This is a genomic window from Gibbsiella greigii, assembly GCF_039540155.1.
In the GTDB taxonomy this organism is placed as follows: Bacteria; Pseudomonadota; Gammaproteobacteria; order Enterobacterales; family Enterobacteriaceae; genus Gibbsiella; species Gibbsiella quercinecans.
This window is the reverse complement of sequence record NZ_BAABEM010000052.1, coordinates 131,678-148,174: the sequence shown is the minus strand read 5'-3', so window position 1 is coordinate 148,174 and position 16,497 is coordinate 131,678. Positions and strand designations below refer to the sequence as shown.

The window sequence follows — 16,497 nt, the reverse complement described above, 5'->3', positions numbered from 1 at the left end:
ACTTTAATATTTAAGGTGGTTAAAACCGCCAACGCATTGATAATAAAAAGGAGGCTGAACCATGAAACTCTGGCAATTGACGAGCGGTGCTGCGCTACTGGCTATCGCTTTGGCTGGGTGCGCACAGAAAAGCGGCGATGTCCCCACGCCGACGCCTGGTAGCCCGGCAACGCCGCAGCAGTTGCAGATCCGTGGCCCGGCGGTCACCGGGACGGTGAATATCCGCCAGCGCGTAGCGCTGCCGCCTGATGCGGTGCTGACGGTAACGCTATCCGATGCATCCGTGTCTGATGCGCCTTCCAAAGTGATTGCCCAGCGGGTGATCCGTACCGAAGGCCAGCAGGCGCCGTTTACCTTTGTGGTGCCCTTTAACCCGGCCGATATTCAGCCAAACGCGCGCATTATCCTGAGTGCGGCGATCACCGTGAATGGGCAGATGACCTTTATCACCGATACTATCCAGCAGGTATTAAACCGCAACGGCGCTCGCGCCGACTTGTTGTTGGTGCCGGTGCAGAACGTACCGGTGCAGGGCACGTTAACCAACTAGCCTTAAATCATCACCTTCCCCGGTATGCGCCGGGGAGGGTGTTACCAGCGCCAGCCGTAAACGGATAAATCCACGGTGCTATTGGCGGCGAATATAATCCCTTCTTCCAGCAGTGCCTGTCGCTGGCGCTGGAAATCTTCCCCTTGCAGTGAAATTTGCCCATGGCGATTGATGACCCGATGCCACGGCAGCGTTGATCCAGCCGGTAATTTTTTCAATACCCCGCCCACCTGGCGCGCTGCGCGTGGTGAGCCGGCCAGGCGCGCCACTTCACCATAGGTGGTAACCTTGCCGTAGGGGATAGCGGCAATCACCTGAAATACCCGCTGGCGGAACGACGCGTCTTGCTGCTCCATGTTTCACATTCCTACTGTTTAGCATCATGCCTGAAATTGTGCCACAGGCGCAGTGGGTAAGAAAACAGCGGTTGGCCCGGCTTGGCTTGCTATTTGGTTGGCCATCACCGATAATGCCCACCGCTTCAGAATAACGAAGCCGTCAATGGAGGCCCTGTTGGTTCTCCCGCAACACTAACTTGTGAACTCGGTCAGGTCCGGAAGGAAGCAGCCGCAGCAGGCGACGTGTGTGCCGGGATGTAGCTGGCAGGGCCTCCACCCATTTCAGCGCCTGATAATCCCCTTCTCCTGTCTTTGTATAACCGCCCGTGCCTTGAGCGCTACCTTCGGCCCGCATTCGTTTGTGAAGCTTATCAATGATTAGCTTTTGCTTTGGTTGCCGTATTTGCCATAGCAAACGCGGCTTAACATTTACAGCCACAAAACGGCTAACCTGATCTAGCCCGAATGAGAAGGGGGGCGTAGCGAAAATCAGCCGTAAGTAATAGCAGGTCCAGGTGGCTTAATATTCCATGCCGGCAATACCCATACCGTATTCAATGCTAATGCAGCGATAAACGCTCATTAATTCTAATTGCGCTTACTTAGGTAAGTATTCACGTAGCGGATATGACAGAAACATCTGCCTGGTGCGGATTCGTATGCCGCTGGCCGGCTCACAGAGGTGAGTAGCAAGCAGTCTACAACAACCTGATGTATTGCGTGTAACTATAACCCGTTGCGCGCATTGTGCTTAGCTAGGATAGATGCATAAGTGTATGCAATAGGAAAAAACGTAAAATAAACAGGGGAAATTGATATTAATTGTAACATTGAGGCCGATAGTCTATCGGCTCAATGTTTTTAGCGTACGTATTTCCAGACTGCGGTAGGGACTTTATCATACAGCTTATTCATGGTGAGCTCCGCCAGGCGGTGATCAGCTGCGGAATAAAACAGCTCAAGCTCGTCATCGGAAAGCTCGTATTTATTTTTTTCAATAACACGCTCTAGTGTGTCAAGGTTGGTGCATTTACGTAACCGCATCAAATAGTCGATCTTTGTCATAGTAACCTTTAATCTAAAAACAGGGAGAAAAATCAGAGTTGATTATCTCTTAAGATTTCATTGCCGTACAGGTGCCCTCTCCTGAGAACATTCTGAATAATCGTGCCTTGGTTTTTTGCCAACGGCCCAAGTCTGAATCATTAATACCGTAATTACTAAAAAGGGTATAAGTGTCGTCGAGATACTCTTCGACCAGATCCGACAGTGCGCTTTCGTCCATGTGTTTAATTTTATAACTCATAACAAACGAAGCAATATGTTCGATCAACTCGTTAAGCTGGAGATTGACGGAAGACGTTGGATCGTTCACCCAACCATGATGGCTGTCGCCTATTGTCGCCAAGCCCTCATCATAAAGATTCTCACACAAGAACTTCAGTTGAGCAATATCATGCCGCTTAGGCGAATACTCATCCATATCATCCCCTCCGCAAGTCTTAATTTCGGTGTTGATAACACTTTGTGAGTAAGCTGATTGATATCATTGACGGAGGTGGCTTACCACGGTTAATAAAAGGCTCCGACAATAATAATATAAATCATTTTTTCGCACTTAGCCTGTAACTATTACGTAAACTTACAATTCATCGAGCGTTGATGGACGAGAGCGATCGATTATATCGAATAACAACTTCCCATCGTTAAGCGTAAAGGTAACATTATCACTGATGTTTTCCTCTGCGCTGATGTCCAGGCAACCGTTGAAAATCTCCCATTGATAACGATAATGCATTGAATATTCGTTGTTATGCAATGGCTTAATCTCAAGTATTTCTAATGAATTTGGGACGTAACGCGCACTTTCGGAATAAAAACTCAATCCACTGGTCAATGCCGGCACCAGAACATCCAAATTATCTTCAATCACTTCCTTTAGTTTTTTAACAGAAAGTGCTGAGGATTGCAGGGGGCAGTCGAGCGTTACCAACATGGCGCATCTAGCTTCATCACGATTAAGGGCGCCTATCTTACTCCTTTTTTAGCGTTTCGTCGGCACTCTTTTTATTGAATAAATATTTTTTTACTTTCAATAACACTTCTTATACCCGCGAATAACCCTATTTACGTTGAATGTATCAAATACTGTACGGGGTTAATCCGTTATCGCCAGCCATGTTTGCGTGCCTATTGTTACGATCGGTTGCAGAAAAGCGTTACGGGCCGCTTGAACTCTTGATTGGTATTGTGATGTTATATAGTAACAATATGTGCGATTGGTTTAGGTGACTGGGTACGGTTATGTTCTGTCTGAAAACGCTCTTTACTGCTTCTGCCGTGTTGCGCTGCGGCGTTGCGGCTCTCTTTCTGGTATTGCTCTGGTTGGCGATCGTCTGGGCGGTACAGTTGCCATGATACAACTGCAACAGGCCGAGATCGGCTACGGCGGCCAAATTTTATTTCCCGCACTCAGCGGTTGTTTCGCGTGCGGTTCACTGACGGCGGTCGTCGGCGCCAACGGCGCAGGCAAATCCACATTATTAAAAACCCTGGCCGGATTACAGCCGTTGCAGGGCGGGCGTCTGATTTTCCCCCGGCAGAAAACCCACTTGGCCTATTTGCCACAGCAGGCTGAGTTGGATCGCCAGTTTCCGATGCTGGTGAGCGATCTGGTCGCCATGGGGTGTTGGCATCAAAGCGGTATGTTCGGCCGGCTGAGCAAAGACTCCGTCCGGCAGATCCACGCGGCGCTGGATAACGTGGGCATGGGGGCGATGGTGCGTTCGCCGGTGGGCGAGCTTTCCGGCGGCCAACTGCAGCGGGTGTTATTTGCCCGCTTACTGGTGCAGCAGGCCCCGTTAATTCTGCTTGATGAACCTTTTACCGGCATTGATAGCGCGACGATCAAGCTGTTGCTGCAGGTTATCGCTCAACTGCATCAGCAGGGAAAAACGATTATTGCCGTGTTGCATGACATGACGATGGTGGCTGACCACTTCCCGCTGGCGCTGCTGTTAACGCCAGATTGCTGCCACTGGGGGGATGCCGATCATGTGCTGCAGCATATCCCGGGCTTGAATGTGGCGACGGCGCCGCTGTGCCAAATGGCGGTGGCGCAATGATGTGGCTGCATTTATTGATCGATCCTTTTGCTTCCTTTGGTTTTATGCGCCGTGCGTTGGTGGCCTGCCTGGCGCTGTCGCTCAGCACGGCGCCGTTGGGCGTGTTCCTGTTGCTGCGCCGCATGAGTCTGGTGGGCGATGCGTTGTCGCATGCGGTTTTGCCAGGGGCGGCGATCGGCTATCTGATTTCCGGCATGTCTCTGGTGGCGATGGGCGTGGGCGGTTTTATTGCCGGCCTGGCGGTAGCGATGCTCTCTGGCCTGGTCAGCCGCCGCACGCCGCTTAAAGAAGACGCCAGCTTTGCCGGCTTTTATCTTGGCTCGTTGGCGTTGGGGGTCACCCTGGTGTCACTGCGCGGCTCAAGCGTTGATCTGCTGCACGTGCTGTTCGGCTCGATTCTGGCGGTGGATAGCCAGGCGATGTTGATGGTTGGCTCTATTACCAGCTTTTCATTAATTGCCTTGGCGGTGTTGTACCGGGCGCTGGTGATTGAATCTTTTGATGCCACTTTTTTGCGCGTGAGCGCCCCGCGCTGGCTGGCCTGGGTACACGGCCTGTTTTTGGCGCTGGTGGTGCTCAATCTTGTGGCTGGGTTCCAGATCCTGGGCACGCTGATGTCGGTGGGGCTGATGATGCTGCCTGCTGCCAGCGCGCGTTTTTGGGCCAGGGATTTGCCGCATACCTTGGCGGTGGCGATGGGGATCGGTGTGCTTGCCAGCCTGGTTGGGCTGGAATGGTCATACTACGCCTCATTGCCGGCGGGACCGGCGATTGTGCTCAGCGCCAGCGTAGTGTTCTTTATCTCGGTTTTGTTTGGGACGCGTGGCGGAATTTTCGCCCGACCGCGTCGTTGAGAAGTGCTTATGTGCAAGGAGAAAATCATGAAACGTTTACCCGTCGCGTTGGCGATTGCCGCGATGTTGTCGAGCCCACTGGCGCTGGCAAAGACCGTTGATGCCGTCGCCAGCTTCTCTATTCTTGGCGATATCGTCAAGCAGGTGGGAGGAGAGCACGTTAAGGTCACTACGTTGGTCGGCCCGGATGGCGATCCGCACAGTTTTGAACCGTCGCCGAAAGACAGCAAGGTGCTGTCGCAGGCCGATGTTGTATTCGTCAGCGGCCTGGGAATGGAAGGCTGGATCGATCGGTTGGTCAGCGCATCCGGCTACCGTGGCAAAGTGATCATCACATCCGAGGGGATCAATTCCAGGAAAATGGAAGAAGATGGCGAAACGGTGACCGATCCACACGCGTGGAACAGTATGAAAAACGGCGTGCAGTACGCAACCAACGTGATGAATGCCCTGATTGCGGCCGATCCGCAAGACGCCGGTTATTTCCGCCAGCGGGGTTCTGAATATATACAGCAACTGGAACAGTTGGATAGCTGGGCCAAAGCGCAATTTGCCGCAGTGCCGCAAGAAAAACGTAAGGTGCTGACCAGCCACGATGCGTTTGGCTACTTCGGGCAGGAATATGGCGTCACCTTCCTCGCGCCGGTGGGGTTCTCCACCGAGGCTGAAGCCAGCGCCAGCGATGTGGCCGGATTGATCAAACAGATCAAACAAGAACACGTGCATACCTATTTTATTGAGAATCAGACCGATCCGCGCCTGGTGAAACAGATCGCAGCGGCAACCGGTGCAAAAGCCGGCGGCGAGCTGTATCCGGAAGCGTTGTCAAAACCAGAAGGCCCGGCAGCAACCTATGTTCAGGCTTTCAAGCACAATGTTGAAACCATTGCCGCCAGTATGAAGTAAAGCCTAACCGCTCTGCCTGCAGGGCGGTTATTTCATGATTTTTTCTGCACAAAAAAGCCCGTTGCATCAACAACGGGCTTTATCGAACGTTCACGGCGAATTAGCGTTTTTTCTTGCGCCCTTGCACCGCTTTAAAACGTGGGTTGGATTTGCAGATCACATAAATGCGGCCGCGGCGGCGCACAATTTTGCAATCCGGGTGACGATTTTTTGCTGAACGCAATGAGCTTAAAACCTGCATGGTAAATTCCCTTACTTACGGCTAATGAAACGGCCAAAACGCTGCTGGAAGCGTGCGGTGCTGCCTTCTTTGGAAAACTCTTTCTGCTTACCGGTGTAATACGGATGGGAAGCGGAAGAGACGTCGATGGTGACGTACGGCAGGTTTTCGCCGTCCAGTTCAATGGTGCGATCGGTCTTGATGGTAGAACCCACTTTGAAGTAGGTATCGGCACTCAGGTCATGGAAAACCACGGTGCGGTACTGTGGATGAATTCCTTGTTTCATGGTTAGTCTCAATGTGATGTTATACTATAACATTATTATGCGCTGTGAACGGCTGCGGATCAACCAGAAAATGGAGGGGGCAATGTGTATAGGCCGGGTTGGCGTTTGCGGCGCAGACAAAAGAAAAAGGCCGCATCCGCGGCCTTTGTTTAAAAAGCTATTCGCTTAGTGGTGCTCAACCGGGTGGCTATGCTCCACGTCTTCCGATTTTTTGGAGAAGCGGCGGCGAACCACCACGAAGAACACCGGCACGAAGAAGATCGCCAGCACGGTTGCGGTGACCATACCGCCCATCACGCCGGTACCTACCGCATTCTGTGCGCCGGAACCTGCGCCAGTGCTGATAACCAAAGGCAGTACACCAAGGATGAACGCCAGTGAGGTCATCAGAATAGGGCGCAAACGCATGCGAACAGCTTGCAGCGTGGCTTCTATCAGGCCTTTCCCTTCTTTCTCCATCAGATCCTTGGCGAATTCCACGATCAGTATCGCGTTCTTCGCCGATAGCCCAATGGTTGTCAGCAGGCCCACCTGGAAGTAAACGTCGTTACTCAGGCCACGCATCGTGGCGGCCAACAGCGCGCCGATAACCCCCAGCGGCAACACCAGCATAACCGAGAACGGAATCGACCAGCTTTCATACAGCGCCGCCAGACACAGGAACACCACCAGGATCGAGATGGCGTACAGCGATGGGGCCTGGTTACCGGACAACCGTTCCTGATACGACATACCGGTCCAGTCAAAGCCAATGCCGGATGGCAGCTTGGCCGCCAGCTCTTCCATCAACGCCATGGCTTCACCCGAGCTCTTGCCCGGTGCCGCCTGGCCGAGGATTTCCATTGCCGGCAGGCCGTTATAACGTTCCAGACGCGGTGAGCCGTATTCCCATTTAGCCGATGAGAAGGCGGAGAACGGAACCATCTGGCCGCTTGTGCCGCGTACATACCAGTTATTGATATCTTCCGGCAGCATACGGAACGGTGCGTCGGCCTGGACATACACTTTTTTCACGCGGCCGCGGTCGATAAAGTCGTTAACGTACGAACCCCCCAGCGCGGTGCTCAGCGTGGTATTGATAGTTGATAAGCTCACGCCCAGCGCCTTGGCTTTTTCCTGATCGATGATCAGTTTGAACTGCGGCGTATCTTCCAGGCCGTTCGGGCGCATACCCACCAGCACATCTGGGTGCTGCGCCGCCATGCCCAACAGTTGGTTACGCGCTTCGGTCAGTTTCTCATGCCCCAGGCCGCCCTGATCGATCAGCTCAAAGTCAAAGCCGGTGGCGGTACCCAGCTCGATAATCGCCGGCAGGTTGAAGGGGAACACCATACCGTCTTTGATCTGTGAGAAAGCGGCCATCGCTCGGCCGGCGATCGCATCAACCTTGTTTTCTTCACCGGGGCGTTCGCTCCAGTCTTTCAGGCTGACGAACGACAGACCGTTGTTCTGGCCGTTACCGTTAAAGCCGAAACCGGCAACGGTAAACACCGAGTTCACGTTGTCTTTCTCTTTGGTCAGGAAGTAGTCGGTGACTTCCTGCAGCACTTTCGAGGTGCGTTCTTCCGTGGCGCCGGACGGTAATTGCACCATGGTCAGCAACATCCCCTGGTCTTCATCCGGCAGGAATGAAGAGGGCAGGCGCAGGAACAGCACCGCCATGCCAACCACGATCAGCAGATAAAGCAGCAGATAGCGCCCGGTGCTGCGCAGAATGCTGCCCACGCTGTCGGTATAATGGTGCGTGCTCTTCTCAAACAGACGGTTGAACCAGCCGAAGAAGCCGGTTTTCACGCCGTGATCGCCTTTGGCGATCGGTTTGAGCATGGTGGCGCATAACGCCGGCGTCAGGATCAATGCCACCAGCACCGACAACGCCATCGCCGAAACAATGGTGATGGAGAACTGGCGATAGATGGCGCCGGTGGAACCGCCGAAGAAGGCCATCGGCACAAATACCGCCGACAGCACCATCGCGATGCCGACCAATGCGCCCTGGATTTGCCCCATCGATTTCTTGGTAGCTTCTTTCGGCGGCAGCCCCTCTTCGGCCATGACGCGCTCGACGTTCTCCACCACCACGATGGCGTCATCCACCAGCAAGCCTATCGCCAGCACCATACCGAACATCGTTAGGGTGTTGATTGAGAAGCCAAAGGCGGCCAGAATGGCGAAGGTCCCGAGCAGCACGACCGGCACGGCGATTGTTGGGATCAACGTTGCCCGGAAGTTTTGCAGGAACAGATACATCACCAGGAAGACCAGCACGATCGCTTCAAACAGCGTTTTCACCACTTCGTTGATGGAGATCTTTACAAACGGGGTGGTGTCGTAAGGGTAAACGACGTGCATGCCCTGTGGGAAAAAGGGTTGCAGCTTCGCCAGTTCGGCCTTCACCGCGGCGGCGGTATTCAGCGCGTTGGCGCCGGTCGCCAGTTTAACCCCCAAACCGGAAGCCGGTTTGCCGTTATAACGTGCGGTTACGGCATAGTTTTCACCGCCGCGCTCAATGCGCGCCACGTCTTTCAGCCGCACCTGCGAACCGTCGCTGTTCACCATCAACAGGATATTGCCGAACTCCTCCGGTGAGGTCAGGCGGGTTTGCGCGATGATCGACGCGTTAAGCTGTTGCCCCGGTACCGGCGGCATACCGCCCAACTGGCCTGCGGCGATCTGGCTGTTTTGCTCCGTGATGGCCGCCGTCACGTCTGCCGTGGTGAGTTGGTATTTATTCAGTTTGTTCGGATCGAGCCAGACACGCATGGCGTACTGCGCGCCAAACAGCTGAACTTCACCCACGCCCGGTGAGCGGCTGAGTGGGTCTTTGACGTTTGAAGCCACATAGTCGGCGATATCGTCCTGGGTCATGGTCGGATCGTCGGAGATGAAGCCCGCAACCATCAGGAAGCTGCTGCTGGATTTCTCAACCTGCAGGCCCTGTTGCTGCACTTCTTGCGGCAGCAAGGCGGTGGCCAGTGACAGTTTGTTCTGCACCTGCACCTGTGCGATGTCGGGATCGGTGCCTGAATTAAACGTCAGGGTGATTTTTACGCTCCCGGAGGAGTCGCTGGTGGAAGACATATACATCAGGTTATCGATACCGTTCATGTTCTGTTCGATAACCTGCGTGACGGTATTTTGCACCGTGGTAGCATCAGCGCCGGGATAAGTTGCGGATATACTTATCGCCGGCGGCGCAATGGTAGGGTACTGAGCGATAGGCAGTTTCAGTATCGCAAGTACCCCCGCCAACATAATAATGATGGCGATTACCCAGGCGAAAATCGGGCGATCTATAAAGAACTTAGCCATGTATTACCGGCTCCTTTTTATGACTTCTGCGCTTCGGTCTGCGGCTGCGCCTGAGTGTCGACTTCTTGTGCGTTAACCGGGATACCCGGCTTGATTTTCATCAGCCCCGTGACGATCACGCGATCGCCGGATTTCAGGCCGTCCGTAACCAGCCATTTATCGCCAATGGCCTGATCGGCCTGCAGGGTACGCAACTCAACTTTGTTGTCAGCGCCAACCACTAACGCGGTCGCCTGGCCGCGCGGGTTGCGCGTTATGCCTTGCTGCGGCACCAGCAGCGCGTTGTCGCGCACGCCTTCATCCAAGCGGGCGCGAACAAACATGCCTGGCAACAAAGTATCGTTCGGGTTCGGGAACACCGCGCGAATAGTGATGGAACCGGTGGTTTCATCGACGGTCACGTCAGAGAATTCCAGTGAACCTTCCTGATCGTATTCCTGGCCGTTTTCAAGCAGCAGTTTCACCCGCGCCTTGCCGTTTTCCTGCTTAAGCGAACCGTTGGCCAGTTCCTGCTTCAGCCGCAGAAAATCGTTACTGGACTGCGTAACGTCGACATACATTGGATCTAATTGTTGCACGGTTGCCAATGCGGTGGTTTGCGCGCTGGTCACCAGTGCACCCTCGGTAACCGCGGATTTACCGATGCGGCCTGAAATCGGTGAGGTGACTTTGGTATAAGCCAGGTTGATACGTGCTGTTTCCACTGCGGCTTTGGCGGCGATGACTGCCGCATTGGCCTGTTGCAGGGTGGAGGTTGCATCATCGTAGTCTTGTTTACTGATGTAATTGGTGCCCAGCAAGGGTTTATAACGGTTAAGCGTTTGGCGGGCGAAGGCGGCAGCGGCCTCGGCTTTGGCTAAATCGCCTTTGGCGCTGTCATAGGTTGCCTGATAGGTCGCGGGATCGATTTGATACAGTGATTCACCGGCTTTTATATCACTGCCTTCAACGAAGTTACGCTTGAGAATAATACCGCTGACCTGTGGGCGAACTTCAGCGACGCGATACGCAGCGGTACGGCCGGGAAGATCGGTAGTAATATTAAGTGGTTGGCTTTTCAAGGTAACCACCCCCACTTCGGGCGCTTGAGCTGCGGCGCTTTGCTGTTGGGTTCCTTGATCGTTACATCCTGTTAGCACTAAGCTGCCTGAAAGCATCAGAACTGCCGCCAGAGGCGTTAACCCTCTGTTTCTGTTCATATAAAAACCTCAAGTGTCCGATTTCAAAATGATCAATGGATCACAAGCTTTTAAACCCATTGCTGCGTTAATTATATGTGCGTGCTATGGTACATACATTCGCAAATGTATGTAAATCACGCTTCCCCGAAAAAGCAACGCTATGGCACGAAAAACCAAACAGCAGGCTCTGGAAACCCGACAGCATATTTTAGATGCTGCGGTGAAAGAATTCTCTGAACGTGGTGTTTCCTCCACGTCGCTTGCCGATATTGCCACCGCGGCTGGGGTGACTCGGGGCGCCATTTATTGGCACTTCAAAAATAAAGTAGACCTGTTTAATGAGGTCTGGGAAATATCAGAGTCGATAATAGACGACTTAGAACTAGAGTATCGGGCAAAGTACCCTGATAATCCACTGCGTATTTTACGCGAAGTGCTGATACAAGTTCTTTCATCGGCGGTGGATGACCAGCGCCGCCGGGCCTTGCTGGAAATTGTATTCCATAAGTGCGAGTTCGTCGGCGAAATGGTGCCGCTTTATGAAGCGCGCAAGGTGCTTCATCTCGCCGGCTATGAGCGTATCGAAACGCGGTTGCGCAATATTATACTGCATGGGCAACTGCCGAATGATCTTGATACCCGGCGCGCTGCAATTATTTTGCGGGCTTATATTACCGGCCTGATGGAAAACTGGCTATTTATGTCGGAGAGCTTTGATTTAAAGGCCGAGGCGGAAATGCTGGTGGATACCTTTATTGAAATGGTGCAGTTTTGCCCAACGCTGCGGCTTAAAGTTGGCGAGCAGGGGCCCGCGCACCCACACCTCGATTGTCCCCGCTCTTAGCCGGCAGGCGGTTTCACGCCGGGGCCAACCGGCCCTGACATTCTCTGCAACGTTTTCCCCTTTTTGCTTCCGCCAGCACGCGTGCTACCCTTTAGCTTCCTCTGTTGGACAGATATGAAATCATGCGTTGCAGGTCAGTCAGCCGTTTCTCTTCTTCGGTGCGGCGCCCCTCCATGAAGAGGGCTTTGCGTACCGTTCTTCTGTTTATCATGCCGCTTTTTCTTGCCTTGTGGTTCGCTCCCGCGTGGGCGGCGCTCAGCTACGATCTGCCGGCGCGCGGCGAAGTGCAGGCCCAGTTGGATGCGCTGAATAAGCAAAAAAACCTGACGCAGATAAACCGGCTTGAACAGCAGGATCTCAACCGTACGCTGGTCTTGCTGGATGCGATCGAACGGGTGAAGCAGGATTCGGCCCAGTTGAAACAGCAGGTTCAACAGGCGCCGGCCAAGCTGCGCCAGGTGATGCAGGATCTGGAAGACGTGAAAACGCAGCAGAATGCGGCGGCGATGCGCGCGGAGCTGCAGCCGCTTTCACTGCGCCAGTTGGAAAGCCGGCTCTACCAGATGCTTGACGATCTGCAGAACGCCCAGGAAAACCTGTCGGCCTACAACAGCCAGCTTATCTCGCTGCAAACCCAGCCGGAACGGGTGCAGAGCAGCATGTATTCTCTATCGCAGCGCCTGCAGACGATCCGTAACCTGCTCAACGGCCAGACGCCCGGCCAAGCCACGCTGCGCACCACCCAGGAGGTGATGTACAACACGGAGCAGGCGCTATTGAGCGCGCAGTTGGAGCTGCAGCGCAAAAGCCTGGAAGCGAACACCACACTGCAGGATCTGCTACAGAAGCAGCGGGATTACACCAATGGGCAGATCGACCGGCTCGATCGCACCGTGCAGGTGCTGCAGAGCGTGGTCAACAGCAAGCGCCTCACGCTGTCGGAGAAAACCGCCAAAGAAGCGCAGAACCCGGCGGACGCCACCGACATTCAACATGATCAACTGGTGAGCCGTGAGCTGGACGTCAACCGCCAACTCAGCCAGCGCCTGATCGCCGCAACCCAAGAGAGCAATACCCTGTTCCAGCAAAATATTCAGGTCAGGAACTGGCTTGATCGCGGCTTGCAGTCGGAACGCAACCTGAAAGAACAGATACAGATGCTCAAGGGCAGCCTGGTGCTGTCGCGCATTCTTTATCAGCAGCAACAAAACCTGCCGCCGGCCAGCCTGGTGACCGATATGACCAACCGCATCGCCGATCTGCGCCTGGAGCAGTTTGAGCTGAATCAGCAGCGCGACGATCTGTTCAAAGGGGACGACTTCGTCAATAAGCTGCTGGTTGATAACAAGGAAAGCGCCAACGGTGATGTGGTCGATGCGCTTGATGAAATCGTTGAAATGCGCCGTGAGCTGTTGGATCAGTTGAACAAACAGCTCAGCAACCAACTGGCGCTGGCGATCAATCTGCAGGTGAATCAGCAACAGCTGAGCGGCATTTATGATTCGCTGCAGGAAACGCTGACGCAGCAAATTTTCTGGGTGAACAGCAACCGGCCGATCGATCTGGCCTGGCTGAAGGCGCTGCCCGGCGCGATCAACGATCAGCTTGCGTCTTTGCATATCACGTTTGACGGCAGAAAAATGCTGGCAGGGGGCTTGAACGCGTTGGTTTTTCTGGTGCCGCTGCTGATATTGATCGGGCTGTTGCGCTGGCGCTACCGGCAGATCGACGCGCATCTGCAACAGTTGGCTAATGACGTGGGGCAATTGAAACGCGATGGTCAACTGCATACACCGAAGGCCATCGTGCTGACGTTGCTGAAGGTGGTGCCGGGGTGCGGCCTGCTGCTGGGGGCGGGTTACTGGTGTTACCGGGCGGAAATGAGCATCAGCGATTTCCTGTGGGCGCTATCGCAGCATGAATCGCTGTTCTGGCTGGTGTTCAGCTTCTCCTTCCGCATGCTTTCGCCGGGCGGGATCGCCGAGCGGCATTTCAATATCGCCGGCGCGCTGTGTGCACACTACCGCCGCCAGGTGCTGCGGCTGGGGTTGGCGCTGCAGCCGTTGATTCTCTGGACGGTACTGGGGGAAAAAGCACCGCTGCGACTGGTGGAAGATGTGATCGGCCAAGTGGTGATCATTCTGACGCTGGCGTTAGTGGCGGTGTTGGTATTCCCGATGTGCCGCGATAGCTGGCGTGAAAAGGGATCGCACGCGGTACGCCTGGTGTTGGTGACGGCGATTGCCGCAACGCCGTTGATGTTGCTCGGCCTGATGTTTGCCGGCTATTTTTACACCACCTTGCGGCTGGCCGACCGTTGGATTGACAGCCTTTATCTGTTTTTCCTGTGGAACGTCGTCTATTTGAGCGCGCTGCGCGGGCTAAGCGTCGCTGCCCGCCGCCTGGCCTATCGCCGTGCTATCGCCCGGCGTCAAAACCTGGTGAAAGAAGGGGCGGAGGGCAGCGAACCGGTCGAGGAGCCGCCGCTGGCGCTCGATCAAATCAACCAGCAATCGCTGCGCCTGACCACCATGGTGCTGTTTATGGTGTTCGCCACGGCGCTTTATGCGATTTGGTCTGATCTGGTTACGGTGATCGCCTACCTCGATAGCATCAGCCTGTGGCACTACAGCAGCGTTATCGCCGGCAGCAACATGCCGCAGACGGTAACGCTGGGCAATCTGCTGGTGGCAATCTTGGCGATCATCGTCGCGTACGTGATGACGCGTAACCTGCCGGGCTTGCTTGAGGTGTTGGTGCTTTCGCGCCTGCAACTGCGCCAGGGCGCCTCATACGCTATCACAACCGTGCTTACCTATCTGATTACCGCCGTGGGCGCCGTCGCGGCATTGGGGTCACTTGGGGTTTCGTGGGACAAATTGCAGTGGTTGGTCGCCGCGCTGTCGGTGGGGCTGGGGTTTGGCCTGCAGGAAATCTTCGCCAACTTTGTTTCCGGCCTGATTATCCTGTTTGAGCGGCCGGTGCGCATCGGCGATACCATCACCATCGGCTCGTTTTCCGGCACGGTCAGCCGTATCCGCATCCGCGCCACCACCATTACGGATTTCGATCGTAAAGAAGTGATTATCCCGAACAAAGCGTTCGTGACCGAGCGGCTGATCAACTGGTCGCTGTCCGATACCATTACCCGCGTTATTATCAGCGTTGGCGTGGCCTATGGCTCCGATCTGGAGAAAGTGAAGAGCGTCTTGCTACAGGCGGCGCATGATAATCCACGGGTGATGGCCGATCCTGAGCCGCAGGTGTTTTTCCTCAACTTTGGCGCCAGCACGCTGGATCATGAACTCCGCCTGTACGTGCGCGAACTGCGCGATCGCAGCTACACAGTGGATGAGTTGAACCGGGCAATCGATCGCCTGTGCCGGGAAAACGACATCGACATCGCGTTCAATCAGCTTGAAGTTTATTTGCATAATCCGCAGGGCAAAGAAGTGCAGGAAGTGAAACGCGTGCTGAAAGGCGGGCCTGACGACCAGCCGGCAACGGCGTAACGGCGGGGCGGTTATTGGCCGGGCTGAACTGGGGGCGTTTCGTTACGCTGCAGCTTCGCCTGGCAATCCCGCTTGACGATCTCCAGGGCGGCCAGCGCCGTGGCGGGATCGATCTCGTTGCATTCCAGTAGATAGATCAAATCCACCGCTAACTGTAATTCTGCCGGTGCCTTTTCCAGTGACATAAAACCACCTTTATATTGGGGAGCCTGTGCGTTGAGTATAACGTTTCACGGTGGCATGCTCTGTCAGAAACCGTTTTCTTTGCGTTCGATATTGCGTTCAATGCGCGTTAGCGCCTGGCGGCAGCGCATCAACCGGCCTTCCAGCGCGGCCAATTCCTGCTGCAGCTTTTGCTGACCGGCCAGCGTGGTTTGCCGCCCAAGCAGGCTTTCGCGATCCTGTATCATGGAAAGCAGGCGGCGTTCATAATCCTGATGCTCCGCCAGCTTGTGGTACAGATCCGGTGCTGGCGCGCGCTGGGGCTGGTTTTTCTGCCGCAGCGCCAGGGTGGCCTGTTCCCGCTGCAACGCCGCGATTTGCGCAACCAGTTTTTCGGCCAGGAAAGCCACCTGCGCCGTGCGGTTATCCGCGACCGCCGCCTGCAACTGGGCGAAATTTTTCTCTATTTCCGCCAGATAATCGCGCAGACGCGTTCCCCGGCTGTTAAACAAGGCAGCGTCAAAGCGCGCCTGCTGAAGGGGAGCATTGCCTTGCGGCGAGATCCCCGCCGCCAGGGCTGCGATTTGTTGTTCTAACACCTGCAAGAGGCGATGCGTGCTCACACGTGTTCCTTTACATTAACCATATCGTTGCTCAGCTTGCCTGTGAACCACCGCAGAAACAAGCGCGCTGTGCGTCGTTGCTGGCATGGCGCTGTTTGCCGATGGTACAGTAGGCGGCAATAATCGTTGCGGGGGCGGGCATGGCGCGTTGGTTGCTGATAATTTTGGGGTGGTTGGCCGTGGTGCTGGCCATGCTCGGCGTGGTGTTGCCGTTGTTGCCGACCACGCCGTTCCTGCTGCTGGCCGCCTGGTGCTTTGCACGCTCTTCGCCGCGTTTTCATCACTGGCTGCTCTATCGCTCCTGGTTTGGCGGCTACCTGCGCCACTGGCAGCAGCACCGTGCGTTGCCCCCCGGGGCGAAATGGAAAGCGGTATTGATGATCGTGCTGACGTTTGCGGTGTCATTATGGTGGGTGAAGATCTGGTGGGTGCGTGGCATACTTTTCGTCATTCTGGTTATTTTGTTAACCTTTATGCTTCGCCTGCCGGTTATTGACCTGCCACAACAAAAGCAGCGCTGATTGTGCACTGCCAGTTGCATTTATCCGGTAGTTTGCATAGATTTGTGCGTTTTCGTGCGTGG

The 16,497-nt window shown here is 54.8% G+C and carries 17 protein-coding genes and 1 other RNA gene; 8 read left to right on the top strand and 10 right to left on the bottom strand.

Annotated elements, in window-relative coordinates:
• Nucleotides 1-61: 61 nt before the first annotated feature.
• Nucleotides 62-550, top strand: a complete 489-nt coding sequence (locus tag AC559G_RS24395; RefSeq protein ID WP_498915243.1) for a YbaY family lipoprotein — start codon at nucleotides 62-64, stop codon at nucleotides 548-550.
• Between the two features lie 41 nt (nucleotides 551-591).
• Here the strand turns inward: AC559G_RS24395 and AC559G_RS24390 are convergent, their stop codons facing one another.
• Complete coding sequence (locus tag AC559G_RS24390) at nucleotides 592-906, bottom strand: MGMT family protein (RefSeq protein ID WP_095845587.1); 315 nt, start codon at nucleotides 904-906, stop codon at nucleotides 592-594.
• A 155-nt stretch (nucleotides 907-1,061) separates the two neighbouring features.
• Between AC559G_RS24390 and ffs the strand changes: the two genes are divergently transcribed.
• Nucleotides 1,062-1,158, top strand: an RNA gene (ffs, locus tag AC559G_RS24385) — signal recognition particle sRNA small type.
• A 591-nt stretch (nucleotides 1,159-1,749) separates the two neighbouring features.
• Here ffs and AC559G_RS24380 read toward each other — a convergent pair.
• The 3 genes from AC559G_RS24380 to AC559G_RS24370 form a co-directional block, all read right to left on the bottom strand.
• Nucleotides 1,750-1,953: an HHA domain-containing protein gene (locus AC559G_RS24380; protein WP_438599885.1), complete on the bottom strand. Its 204-nt coding sequence runs from the start codon at nucleotides 1,951-1,953 to the stop codon at nucleotides 1,750-1,752.
• 49 nt (nucleotides 1,954-2,002) lie between these two features.
• On the bottom strand, nucleotides 2,003-2,371 hold the full coding sequence (gene tomB / locus AC559G_RS24375; protein WP_279023068.1) for an Hha toxicity modulator TomB: 369 nt from the start codon (nucleotides 2,369-2,371) through the stop codon (nucleotides 2,003-2,005).
• A gap of 159 nt (nucleotides 2,372-2,530) precedes the next feature.
• On the bottom strand, nucleotides 2,531-2,884 hold the full coding sequence (locus AC559G_RS24370) for a hypothetical protein (protein ID WP_498915240.1): 354 nt from the start codon (nucleotides 2,882-2,884) through the stop codon (nucleotides 2,531-2,533).
• Between the two features lie 418 nt (nucleotides 2,885-3,302).
• Here AC559G_RS24370 and AC559G_RS24365 point away from each other — a divergent pair, with 418 nt between their 5' ends.
• From AC559G_RS24365 to AC559G_RS24355, 3 genes are read left to right on the top strand one after another with little or no spacing between them, the layout of a single operon-like run.
• Nucleotides 3,303-4,013 carry a metal ABC transporter ATP-binding protein gene (locus AC559G_RS24365; protein WP_438599882.1) on the top strand — a complete coding sequence of 237 codons (711 nt, stop codon included), beginning with the start codon at nucleotides 3,303-3,305 and terminating at the stop codon, nucleotides 4,011-4,013.
• Nucleotides 4,010-4,867, top strand: coding sequence for an ABC transporter permease family protein (locus AC559G_RS24360; protein WP_498915238.1), 858 nt, complete (start codon nucleotides 4,010-4,012; stop codon nucleotides 4,865-4,867). Before AC559G_RS24365 ends, AC559G_RS24360 begins: the two co-directional genes overlap by 4 nt.
• Before the next feature lie 27 nt (nucleotides 4,868-4,894).
• On the top strand, nucleotides 4,895-5,773 hold the full coding sequence (locus AC559G_RS24355) for a metal ABC transporter substrate-binding protein (protein WP_498915236.1): 879 nt from the start codon (nucleotides 4,895-4,897) through the stop codon (nucleotides 5,771-5,773).
• Between the two features lie 100 nt (nucleotides 5,774-5,873).
• Here AC559G_RS24355 and ykgO read toward each other — a convergent pair whose 3' ends face one another.
• From ykgO to sdeX, 4 genes are all read right to left on the bottom strand, one after another.
• Nucleotides 5,874-6,014, bottom strand: a complete 141-nt coding sequence (ykgO, locus tag AC559G_RS24350) for a type B 50S ribosomal protein L36 (protein WP_073529259.1) — start codon at nucleotides 6,012-6,014, stop codon at nucleotides 5,874-5,876.
• Nucleotides 6,015-6,025: 11 nt separating this feature from the next.
• Nucleotides 6,026-6,280, bottom strand: a complete 255-nt coding sequence (locus tag AC559G_RS24345; RefSeq protein WP_121525294.1) for a type B 50S ribosomal protein L31 — start codon at nucleotides 6,278-6,280, stop codon at nucleotides 6,026-6,028.
• A gap of 165 nt (nucleotides 6,281-6,445) precedes the next feature.
• Nucleotides 6,446-9,592, bottom strand: coding sequence for a multidrug efflux RND transporter permease subunit AcrB (gene acrB, locus AC559G_RS24340; protein WP_498915234.1), 3,147 nt, complete (start codon nucleotides 9,590-9,592; stop codon nucleotides 6,446-6,448).
• 17 nt (nucleotides 9,593-9,609) lie between these two features.
• Complete coding sequence (gene sdeX, locus AC559G_RS24335) at nucleotides 9,610-10,791, bottom strand: multidrug efflux RND transporter periplasmic adaptor subunit SdeX (protein ID WP_498915233.1); 1,182 nt, start codon at nucleotides 10,789-10,791, stop codon at nucleotides 9,610-9,612.
• Between the two features lie 142 nt (nucleotides 10,792-10,933).
• Between sdeX and acrR the strand changes: the two genes are divergently transcribed.
• On the top strand, nucleotides 10,934-11,617 hold the full coding sequence (acrR, locus tag AC559G_RS24330; RefSeq protein WP_498915231.1) for a TetR/AcrR family transcriptional regulator: 684 nt from the start codon (nucleotides 10,934-10,936) through the stop codon (nucleotides 11,615-11,617).
• A 209-nt stretch (nucleotides 11,618-11,826) separates the two neighbouring features.
• Entirely contained in the window at nucleotides 11,827-15,129 is a 3,303-nt protein-coding gene (gene mscK, locus AC559G_RS24325; RefSeq protein ID WP_498915322.1) for a mechanosensitive channel MscK, read from the top strand.
• A gap of 11 nt (nucleotides 15,130-15,140) precedes the next feature.
• Here the strand turns inward: mscK and rsmS are convergent, their stop codons facing one another.
• Both rsmS and priC read right to left on the bottom strand, forming a co-directional pair.
• Entirely contained in the window at nucleotides 15,141-15,314 is a 174-nt protein-coding gene (gene rsmS / locus AC559G_RS24320; protein ID WP_498915229.1) for a DUF2496 domain-containing protein, read from the bottom strand.
• Nucleotides 15,315-15,377: 63 nt separating this feature from the next.
• Complete coding sequence (gene priC, locus AC559G_RS24315; RefSeq protein WP_498915228.1) at nucleotides 15,378-15,914, bottom strand: primosomal replication protein PriC; 537 nt, start codon at nucleotides 15,912-15,914, stop codon at nucleotides 15,378-15,380.
• Nucleotides 15,915-16,054: 140 nt separating this feature from the next.
• Here priC and AC559G_RS24310 point away from each other — a divergent pair, with 140 nt between their 5' ends.
• The gene (locus AC559G_RS24310; protein WP_498915226.1) at nucleotides 16,055-16,435 is read left to right on the top strand and encodes a DUF454 family protein; all 381 of its coding nucleotides are present in this window, start codon (nucleotides 16,055-16,057) and stop codon (nucleotides 16,433-16,435) included.
• Nucleotides 16,436-16,497: the final 62 nt, after the last annotated feature.

Excerpts from the sequence above, each read along its gene's own strand:
- AC559G_RS24395 (WP_498915243.1), top strand. The coding sequence starts at position 62 with ATGAAACTCTGGCAATTGACGAGCGGTGCTGCGCTACTGGCTATCGCT.
- AC559G_RS24390 (WP_095845587.1), bottom strand. The coding sequence starts at position 906 with ATGGAGCAGCAAGACGCGTCGTTCCGCCAGCGGGTATTTCAGGTGATT.
- AC559G_RS24380 (WP_438599885.1), bottom strand. The coding sequence starts at position 1,953 with ATGACAAAGATCGACTATTTGATGCGGTTACGTAAATGCACCAACCTT.
- tomB (WP_279023068.1), bottom strand. The coding sequence starts at position 2,371 with ATGGATGAGTATTCGCCTAAGCGGCATGATATTGCTCAACTGAAGTTC.
- AC559G_RS24370 (WP_498915240.1), bottom strand. The coding sequence starts at position 2,884 with ATGTTGGTAACGCTCGACTGCCCCCTGCAATCCTCAGCACTTTCTGTT.
- AC559G_RS24365 (WP_438599882.1), top strand. The coding sequence starts at position 3,303 with ATGATACAACTGCAACAGGCCGAGATCGGCTACGGCGGCCAAATTTTA.
- AC559G_RS24360 (WP_498915238.1), top strand. The coding sequence starts at position 4,010 with ATGATGTGGCTGCATTTATTGATCGATCCTTTTGCTTCCTTTGGTTTT.
- AC559G_RS24355 (WP_498915236.1), top strand. The coding sequence starts at position 4,895 with ATGAAACGTTTACCCGTCGCGTTGGCGATTGCCGCGATGTTGTCGAGC.
- ykgO (WP_073529259.1), bottom strand. The coding sequence starts at position 6,014 with ATGCAGGTTTTAAGCTCATTGCGTTCAGCAAAAAATCGTCACCCGGAT.
- AC559G_RS24345 (WP_121525294.1), bottom strand. The coding sequence starts at position 6,280 with ATGAAACAAGGAATTCATCCACAGTACCGCACCGTGGTTTTCCATGAC.
- acrB (WP_498915234.1), bottom strand. The coding sequence starts at position 9,592 with ATGGCTAAGTTCTTTATAGATCGCCCGATTTTCGCCTGGGTAATCGCC.
- sdeX (WP_498915233.1), bottom strand. The coding sequence starts at position 10,791 with ATGAACAGAAACAGAGGGTTAACGCCTCTGGCGGCAGTTCTGATGCTT.
- acrR (WP_498915231.1), top strand. The coding sequence starts at position 10,934 with ATGGCACGAAAAACCAAACAGCAGGCTCTGGAAACCCGACAGCATATT.
- mscK (WP_498915322.1), top strand. The coding sequence starts at position 11,827 with ATGCCGCTTTTTCTTGCCTTGTGGTTCGCTCCCGCGTGGGCGGCGCTC.
- rsmS (WP_498915229.1), bottom strand. The coding sequence starts at position 15,314 with ATGTCACTGGAAAAGGCACCGGCAGAATTACAGTTAGCGGTGGATTTG.
- AC559G_RS24310 (WP_498915226.1), top strand. The coding sequence starts at position 16,055 with ATGGCGCGTTGGTTGCTGATAATTTTGGGGTGGTTGGCCGTGGTGCTG.